This window comes from Chryseobacterium rhizosphaerae, assembly GCF_003385455.1.
In the GTDB taxonomy this organism is placed as follows: Bacteria; Bacteroidota; Bacteroidia; order Flavobacteriales; family Weeksellaceae; genus Chryseobacterium; species Chryseobacterium rhizosphaerae.
On record NZ_QNUF01000011.1, the window covers coordinates 139,523 to 148,123 of the forward strand.

The window sequence follows — 8,601 nt, forward strand, 5'->3', positions numbered from 1 at the left end:
TTTAATCTATACCTTCTAAAACCAGGCTGCCAGGCTCGTTGTCACAAAGAAATTCCCTTGTTTCATTTCACCGTTTTTCACAAAAACAGCATCTTTAGAGGTAAAGCCTCTGGCTTCAGTACGGAAAATCACATTCTTTAAGATTGCATAGTCTAGATTCAGGGAGTATCCAAAAGTCTGAAATCCATTGGGGGTCCCTGAATTAATAATCACTCCTTTTTTATCATTATAATATTCAAATCTTCCAGCTAAGGCCCATTTTTGATCTAGTTGATATTTCATCTGTACATTAGGGCTGTACCAGATATTATATTGCTCACTTCCTTTGGTTTTCTGCTCGGCCCCGATATCAAACCCCAGTAATGCTGAAAACTGATCCGTGAGTTGAAAGCTTCCAAACAAATCATGAAAATAACGCATTTTTTTATCCTCTTTTGCCTTATCATTTCCAATGAACGAACTGCTGTTCAAAGTAATTTTGTCATTAGGTTTATAGGTCACCTGATGTCCAAAAGAAATACTCTGATTTCCCTCTGCTTTTGCAATGCGTTGCCATCCATTCAGTACCAATCCACTTAAAAACCATTTTCCGTTATCTGAAGTATAGGAAAGTTTGGCTCCGGTTTCAAAATAAGGAGAATTCTCTGCGGCAAGGCTTCTTGTCAAATTGATATTATCTTTTCCTATTGCACTTTCCCAACCGATATGGGAAGGCATAATTCCGGCATCAATCCATAGGTTTTTATTCTTTGATATTTTGATTCCTATATTCGCTTCATTCACATAGCGCAGCGCGTCCTGTTCGGCAGCCATATTATCCTGGGCATAAGTTCCTGCCATTAGCGCTACATTAGCACGAAGATTCTCACTTTGATAATTTGCCTTTATGAGTCCCAGATTCAGATTTACTTCATTATGTCTGTTGTATGAGTACAAAAAATTTTGGCGAAGATGATTACCCGGTTCATTAGCATCGTAGGTGTAGAAAAGCTCTGCATAAGCAGAAAAGGTAACTTTATTTCCTATTTTCAATGAATCCGAAGATTGTGCTTTTGGGAAGAAAACGCCCAACAACATTCCTATAGCAATATATTTTTTCACGTTATTGTCTAATTATTTTAATTGATCTAAAGCCATATTCAGCTTTAATACATTTACTTTTGATGGTCCGAAAAGTCCTAAGAGAGGCTTTTCAGTTTGAGTTTTAATTAAATCAGTGATCTTCTCTTCTGGAAGATTTCTTAGTTTAGCAATTCTTTTCACCTGGTATAAAGCCCCTTCCGGAGAGATATCAGGATCCAATCCGCTTCCACTTGCTGTAGCCAGCTCTACAGGAACTTTAGTATTCTTCATTGCCGGATTATCAAGCTTTAAAGTATCCATTCTCTTCTGTACAGTTTCCAGATATTCTTCATTGCTGGGACCTTTATTGCTTCCTCCACTTCCTGCTGCATTATAGTTCACGCTGGAAGGACGTCCCTGAAAGTATTGATCAGATTTAAATTCCTGGCCAATATTTGCATAGAATTTCTGTCCTTTATAGGTAATAATCTCCGCATTTCCCTGGGTAGGTAATATTTTTGAACCTCCGTACACAATTACTAAATAGATTCCCACCACAGCCAGCATTACAAGAGTCAGTCTGAATGCTGAAATAATATGATTTTTCATTTTTTAAATTTTAATAGAATAAACTGATCAGTACATCAATGATTTTGATTCCAATAAACGGAACAATGACACCGCCTAACCCATAGATCAAAAGATTTCTTCTTAATAAGGCACTTGCTCCAATAGGTTTGTAAGCTACCCCTTTTAAAGCTAATGGAATAAGGAAAGGAATGATCACAGCATTGAAAATAACGGCTGATAAAATGGCTGTTTCCGGGCTATGAAGATTCATGATATTCAATTTCTGCAATGAAGGGATAAACGTGATAAACAGGGCCGGAATAATGGCAAAGTATTTCGCAACATCGTTAGCAATACTGAAGGTTGTCAGTGTTCCACGGGTCATCAAAAGCTGTTTTCCAATCTCTACAATTTCAATCAGTTTTGTGGGGTCATTATCGAGGTCTACCATATTACCGGCTTCTTTTGCGGCTTGGGTTCCGCTGTTCATTGCCACCCCTACATCTGCCTGAGCTAATGCCGGAGCGTCATTTGTTCCATCCCCCATCATGGCTACCAGTTTGCCTTCCTGCTGTTCTTTTTTGATGTAGTTCATCTTATCTTCAGGCTTGGCTTCGGCAATAAAATCATCCACACCGGCTTTTTCTGCAATAAATTTTGCAGTTAAAGGGTTATCTCCGGTTACCATCACCGTTTTTACTCCCATTTTTCGCAGCCTTTGAAAACGCTCCTGAATTCCGGTTTTAATAATATCCTGAAGTTCAATTACTCCCCATACTTTTTCATTGATTGCTACTACTAATGGAGTTCCTCCGTTTTCAGCAATTTTGGTAACAGCATCCTGTGTTTCCTGCGGGAAGATATTCCCGGCTTTTTCAGTCAGTTTTTTTATAGTGTCGTAAGCTCCTTTTCTGATCCTTGTGTCTTCAAAATCGATTCCTGAAGTTCTTGTTTCAGCCGTAAAATCAATATAAGTAGGATTGGGAACTAATAAATCTTCTGATTTTAGCTGGCTTAATTCAATAATAGACTTTCCTTCCGGTGTTTCATCTGCTACAGAGCTCAATGCCGAAGCTTTAATAAAGTCTTCCTCCTTAATTCCGTTTGACGGATGGAAATGAGTGGCTTTTCTGTTTCCAATCGTGATTGTTCCCGTTTTATCAAGCAACAGAACGTCAATATCACCTGCTGTTTCTACCGCTTTACCACTCTTGGTGATAACATTGGCTCTCAATGCTCTGTCCATTCCGGCAATACCAATGGCAGAAAGCAGTCCTCCGATGGTTGTCGGAATAAGGCAAACGAAAAGAGAGATGAATGCTGCTATTGTTATTGGCGTCTGCGCATAATCAGCAAAAGGTTTTAAAGTAAGGGTAACAATAATAAATGTAAGGGTAAACCCGGCTAAAAGTATGGTTAATGCGATTTCGTTAGGTGTTTTTTGTCTTGAAGCCCCTTCTACAAGAGCAATCATCTTATCCAAAAATGATTCTCCCGGTTTTGTGGTTACTTTTACCTTTATTCTGTCTGATAATACTTTTGTTCCTCCTGTTACAGAGCTTTTATCTCCACCGGCCTCACGGATTACGGGAGCACTTTCTCCGGTAATTGCAGATTCGTCAATGGTTGCCAATCCTTCAATGATCTCTCCGTCCATTGGGATCTGATCTCCTGTTTCACAAAGGAAAATATCACCTAATTTCATTTCAGCAGACATTTTCAATGTAGTTTCCACCTGAAATCCGGGTTTATTGTCAACCACTAATTTGGCAGGTGTTTCCTCACGGGTTTTTCTAAGTGTATCAGCCTGTGCCTTTCCCCTTGCTTCTGCAATTGCTTCTGCAAAATTGGCGAACAGAACTGTAAAAAATAATATAATAAAAACTAAAAAGTTATAAGAGAAGCTTCCCTGTGATGTATCACCGGTCAGGCTAAACATGCTTACGATAAACATGACAACGGTTCCGATCTCCACCAGAAACATGACCGGATTTTTAAACATAATTTTCGGATTCAGCTTTACGAAAGACTGCTTAATCGCCTCGTTAACCAAATCTCTTTGAAACAATGTTTGTGATTGATTTTTCATTTTTTTGAAAGAGTTTATATCATTATAAATCAATACTAACCATCAAGGGCAGCTAAAACTATAAGGAAGAAAATGGATAATATTATGTGATGAACGTTTCAGTAAGTTTTTAGACTAACTTCCTCAGACGCTTCAGCTTCCTTAATGGCAGAATATTGATTTTAATTTTTAATGTTCATATTTTATTTAGAGAAATACTGAATCTGCTCTGCAATAGGACCTAATGTCAATGCAGGGAAGAAAGACAATGCTGCAATAAGCAGGATAACTGCCAGAGTCATAAAGCCAAAAGTAGCGGTATCCGTTTTCAGTGTTCCTGAACTTTCAGGGATGAATTTTTTCTGAGCCAATAATCCGGCTATGGCTATCGGTCCTATGATTGGGATAAACCTTGATAGCAGCAGAACAATTCCTGTGGAAATATTCCACCATGGGGTATTGTCTCCCAGCCCTTCAAATCCGGATCCGTTGTTAGCAGAAGACGAGGTAAATTCGTAAAGCATTTCGCTGAATCCATGAAAGCCCGGGTTATTCAATGTTTTTGCTCCAAATTCAGGCAGGTAAGCCGTTAAAGCCGTTCCCACAAGAATTAAGAATGGGTGAAATAAAGCTACGATCATTGCAATCTTCATTTCTTTAGCTTCAATCTTTTTCCCCATAAATTCCGGTGTTCGTCCTACCATCAGACCACTGATAAATACTGCAAGGATGATAAAGATGAAATAATTCAGAATACCAACTCCACAACCTCCATAGAAACAGTTGATCATCATGGCAAGCAATTCATTCATTCCCGAAAGCGGCATGGTGCTGTCATGCATAGAGTTTACAGAACCTGTTGAAATAACAGTGGTAGCAATACTCCAATATCCTGACGCAGCGCTCCCAAAGCGGATTTCCTTACCTTCCATAGCTCCCCGACTACTGTCTGCACCCATCTCTGTAATCAGCGGATTCCCACCTGTTTCATTAATTACATTTGGAATGGTTAGCGCAAGAAATCCAACAGTCATTACGGTAAAGATCACCCATGAAAGTTTTCTTTTTTTCAAGTAAAAGCCTAATGCAAAAACCAATGCAAACGGAATGATCATTTGAGTAACCATTTCTGTCATATTGGTCATATAATTAGGATTTTCCAGAGGATGAGCTGAATTGGCTCCAAAAAAACCACCTCCATTGGTCCCCAAATGCTTAATAGCAACAAAAGCAGCTACAGGACCTCTTGAGACATCAATTTTTTGACCTTCTAAAGTTGTAATATGGTCTTTCCCTTCAAAAGTCATTGGACTTCCGTTAATGGAAAGTATTAAAGCAACAATTACACTTATGGGAACTAGGATCCTGATCATCGATTTGGTAAAATAATCATAGAAATTTCCCAGTTCGGTAGCTGTTTTATCTTTAAAAGCTTTAAAAAGGACCGCCATTGCTGCCATTCCCGTTGCTGCTGTTACAAACTGTAAAAACATAAGATAGAGCTGGCTTAAATAACTTACTCCCGTTTCCCCCGAATAATGCTGCAGATTACAATTAACTAAAAATGAAATAGCTGTATTAAAAGCCAGATCTGCAGTCATATTGGGATTCCCATCCGGGTTTAAAGGAAGCCAGGACTGATTCAGAAGGATTAAAAATCCAATGATGAACCAAACCAGATTAATTGTCAGCATGGCATACATATTCTGTTTCCAGCTCATCTGACGAGTCGGGTTAATTCCCGATATTTTATAAATTAACTTTTCGATCGGCTGAAAAACAGGATCTAAAAAAGTTTTCTTATATCCATAGACATTAGCTATATATTTACCCAAAAATATTCCGATAACTAATGTAATAGCAAACATTGCTATAATGCCTAAAATTTCTGTATTCATGACCATTTAAAATTTTTCAGGTTTCACTAAAACATAACAGATGTACACAAAGGCAAGTATTGAAAGGAAAAATAAACTCCACATAATTTTATATTCTATCAAAAAATTCAACTGATTTATATAAAAGCCAAAACAGGACTGCACAAAGCAGGACCAAACTTATCAACATCATATCTTTATTATTAAGGTTAAAATAGTCAGCAATACGTACGATACAATCAGCAGACTAAAAGTAGAGTGCTCCCGTTTTTTAAACGTTTTTCTTGAAATTGTCATTTTTTAAATATTTTATTCATAGACTATATGCCAAAAGGAATTCCATTCTAAAAGACAAAGTCTTAACTATTTGCATTACAACATAATACATCAATTCAACAACCGGTATAAAAACAAAAAAGCCTATCAAAATGATAGGCTCTTTATTAAAATGATAAAATAATTTATTTCAATCCGTACTCTTCCAGTTTACGGTATAAGGTAGCAATACCAATCTCCAGTAACCTGGCAGCTTCAGCTTTATTTCCTTTCGTATACTGCAGTACTTTCTGTATATGTATTTTTTCCAGGGATCTTATGCTCAGGGAGTCACTTTCGGCCACTGCTTTCTCTGAATAGTGAGGAAGGCTTTCGGCATCAAGAATATTATTATCCATAAGAATCAGGCTTCGCTCTACGGCATTTCTCAATTCACGGATGTTCCCCTTCCAGTCATTTTTTTCCAGTGCTTTGTAGTAATCCGGATTCACCTCAATAGATGATAAATGCAGCTTATCTGAAAATAAATTAATAAAATATTTAGCCAGCATTTTTAAGTCTTCTTTCCGCTCTCTTAAAGCTGGAAGCGTAATTTCAAAAACATTCAGTCTAAAATAGAGGTCTTCTCTGAAGTTGCCTTGCTTTATTTCTTCTTCGAGGTTTCTGTTAGTTGCTGCTACAAGCCTAAAATCAGATCTTGAAAGCTTAGTTTCTCCCATTTTTATGAATTCTTTGGTTTCCAGTACCCTAAGCAGTTTTGCCTGAAGCTCAATGGGCATTTCTCCAATTTCATCCAGAAACAAAGTCCCTCCGTTGGCTTCTTCAATTAAACCTTTTTTATCCCTTAATGCCCCTGTAAAAGCGCCTTGTTTATGTCCAAAAAGTTCACTTTCCAAGATATCCTTACTGAATGCAGAGCAATTGATCGCCACAAAATTATTTTTCTTTCTGTCGCTTCCTTCATGAATGGCATTGGCAAAAACCTCTTTCCCAGTTCCGGTTTCCCCTGTTAAAAGTACGGCAGCATCGGTTAAAGCAACTTTTTCAGCCAGCTTTTTAGCCTGTAAAATGATAGGAGAATGCCCAATAATTTGTTCAAACCCTTTTATGGTACCAGTCTGCTGAACAACTTTGGATCTGTTATCCTTTACTTTTTCCAGCGCCTTATATACCAATGGAATAATCTTCTCATTATCATCCCCTTTTACCAGGTAATCATAAGCGCCATTCTTCATGGCTTGTACAGCATCTATAATATTTCCAAATGCTGTCATTAAAATAATCTCAAGGTTGGGATATTTTGTCTTTATTGATTTTATAAGCTCAACCCCAAAGGCATCAGGAAGGCGGACATCGCTTAAAACGACATCAAAATCATACTGCTCCAACATTGTCATCGCTGACCGTGCCGTAGAAGCTTCTTTTACGTTAAAATTTTCTTGGGAAAGGATCATACCTAATAACTTAAGGAGTTTGATCTCATCATCGATAATCAGAATATTTCCTGACATTATAATTGTATTTGGAAAACTGATACAAACTTATTGAATTTATTCGAGTAAAATCCACTTATATCGGGAAATTTCTTTCTATAGATGGTCATTAGGGGAATCTTAGTACATTCGTTGAGAGTTCAGAGTGATGAGTTAAGAGTTAAGAGTTAAGAATTAAGAGTTAGGAGTTATGAAGAGTGAATGGTCAATAATTGCCCCTTGGTTGGAAAGTCAGTTTATTCAGGATACGAATATTCAATAGGGACGGGCTTTAGCCCGTTCATATAAAAATACAAAAACAATCCATTGGCTTTAGCCCAAACATAAGCCAGCATAATTATCTTACGTACGTTGCCATTCTTAAGTTTGGGCTAAAGCCCTATTGGAAAATCGTTTTTTATAAATGGGCTAAAGCCCATTTCTATTGAATAATAAAATGAGTCCCAGAAATAATAAATGAGGACTGATAAGTTATAAATAATGAATGGTCAATGATTGACTCTTGATTGAAAAAGTTAGTTTATCCAGGATATGGATATTCAATAGGGACGGGCTTTAGCCCGTTCTTATAAAAATACAAAAACCATCCATTGGCTTTAGCCCAAACATAAGCCCGTATAATTATCTTACGTACATCGTCATTCTTGAATTTGGGCTAAAGCCCTATTGGAGAATCGTCTTTTGTAAATGGGCTAAAGCCCATTTCTATTGAATAATGAAATGAGTCCCAGAAATAATAAATGAGGAGTCCTAGGAAAATATCTAAAGATTATTATAAGTATTGAATTCTAGAAATTGTATTCTGGGTAAACTTTATCATACTCACCCTCCCTTGTCATCCCGTAGGGATCTCAGTATTGAACTTCAACATATGTTCTAATGAGTTAAGAATGATGAATAGTGAATGATCAATGACTGACTTCTGATTGCACAAAGTCAATTTATTCAGGATATGGACATTCAATAGGGACGGGCTTTAGCCCGTTCTTATAAAAATACAAAAACCATCCATCGGCTTTAGCCCAAACATAAGCCCGTATAATTATCTTACGTACATCGTCATTCTTAAGTTTGGGCTAAAGCCCTATTGGAAAATCGTTTTTTGTAAATGGGCTTTAGCCCATTTCTATTGAATAATGAAATGAGTCCCAGAAATAATAAATGAGGAGTTATGAGTTCCAGGAAAGAATCTAAAGATTTTATAAGTTGATAGTGAGGAGTTAACAGTGTCCAGCATTACTTTATCATACTCCAC

General features: G+C 37.2%; 5 protein-coding genes. All 5 read right to left on the reverse strand.

Annotation, left to right across the window (positions count from 1 at the left end):
* Positions 1-15: 15 nt before the first annotated feature.
* Positions 16-1,077 (reverse strand): porin, encoded by a 1,062-nt coding sequence (locus DRF57_RS11760; RefSeq protein ID WP_237390932.1) that lies wholly within the window; start codon positions 1,075-1,077, stop codon positions 16-18.
* Positions 1,078-1,113: 36 nt separating this feature from the next.
* Positions 1,114-1,671 carry a potassium-transporting ATPase subunit KdpC gene (kdpC, locus tag DRF57_RS11765; protein ID WP_047487212.1) on the reverse strand — a complete coding sequence of 186 codons (558 nt, stop codon included), beginning with the start codon at positions 1,669-1,671 and terminating at the stop codon, positions 1,114-1,116.
* 10 nt (positions 1,672-1,681) lie between these two features.
* On the reverse strand, positions 1,682-3,721 hold the full coding sequence (gene kdpB / locus DRF57_RS11770) for a potassium-transporting ATPase subunit KdpB (RefSeq protein WP_047487209.1): 2,040 nt from the start codon (positions 3,719-3,721) through the stop codon (positions 1,682-1,684).
* 182 nt (positions 3,722-3,903) lie between these two features.
* Positions 3,904-5,598, reverse strand: coding sequence for a potassium-transporting ATPase subunit KdpA (kdpA, locus tag DRF57_RS11775; protein WP_047487871.1), 1,695 nt, complete (start codon positions 5,596-5,598; stop codon positions 3,904-3,906).
* A gap of 440 nt (positions 5,599-6,038) precedes the next feature.
* The gene (locus tag DRF57_RS11785) at positions 6,039-7,364 is read right to left on the reverse strand and encodes a sigma-54-dependent transcriptional regulator (protein WP_115918649.1); all 1,326 of its coding nucleotides are present in this window, start codon (positions 7,362-7,364) and stop codon (positions 6,039-6,041) included.
* Positions 7,365-8,601 lie beyond the last annotated feature (1,237 nt).

Bases quoted from the DNA above. Each gene is read 5' to 3' on its own strand.
- DRF57_RS11760 (WP_237390932.1), bottom strand. From the start codon at position 1,077: ATGTTGTTGGGCGTTTTCTTCCCAAAAGCACAATCTTCGGATTCATTG.
- kdpC (WP_047487212.1), bottom strand. From the start codon at position 1,671: ATGAAAAATCATATTATTTCAGCATTCAGACTGACTCTTGTAATGCTG.
- kdpB (WP_047487209.1), bottom strand. From the start codon at position 3,721: ATGAAAAATCAATCACAAACATTGTTTCAAAGAGATTTGGTTAACGAG.
- kdpA (WP_047487871.1), bottom strand. From the start codon at position 5,598: ATGAATACAGAAATTTTAGGCATTATAGCAATGTTTGCTATTACATTA.
- DRF57_RS11785 (WP_115918649.1), bottom strand. From the start codon at position 7,364: ATGTCAGGAAATATTCTGATTATCGATGATGAGATCAAACTCCTTAAG.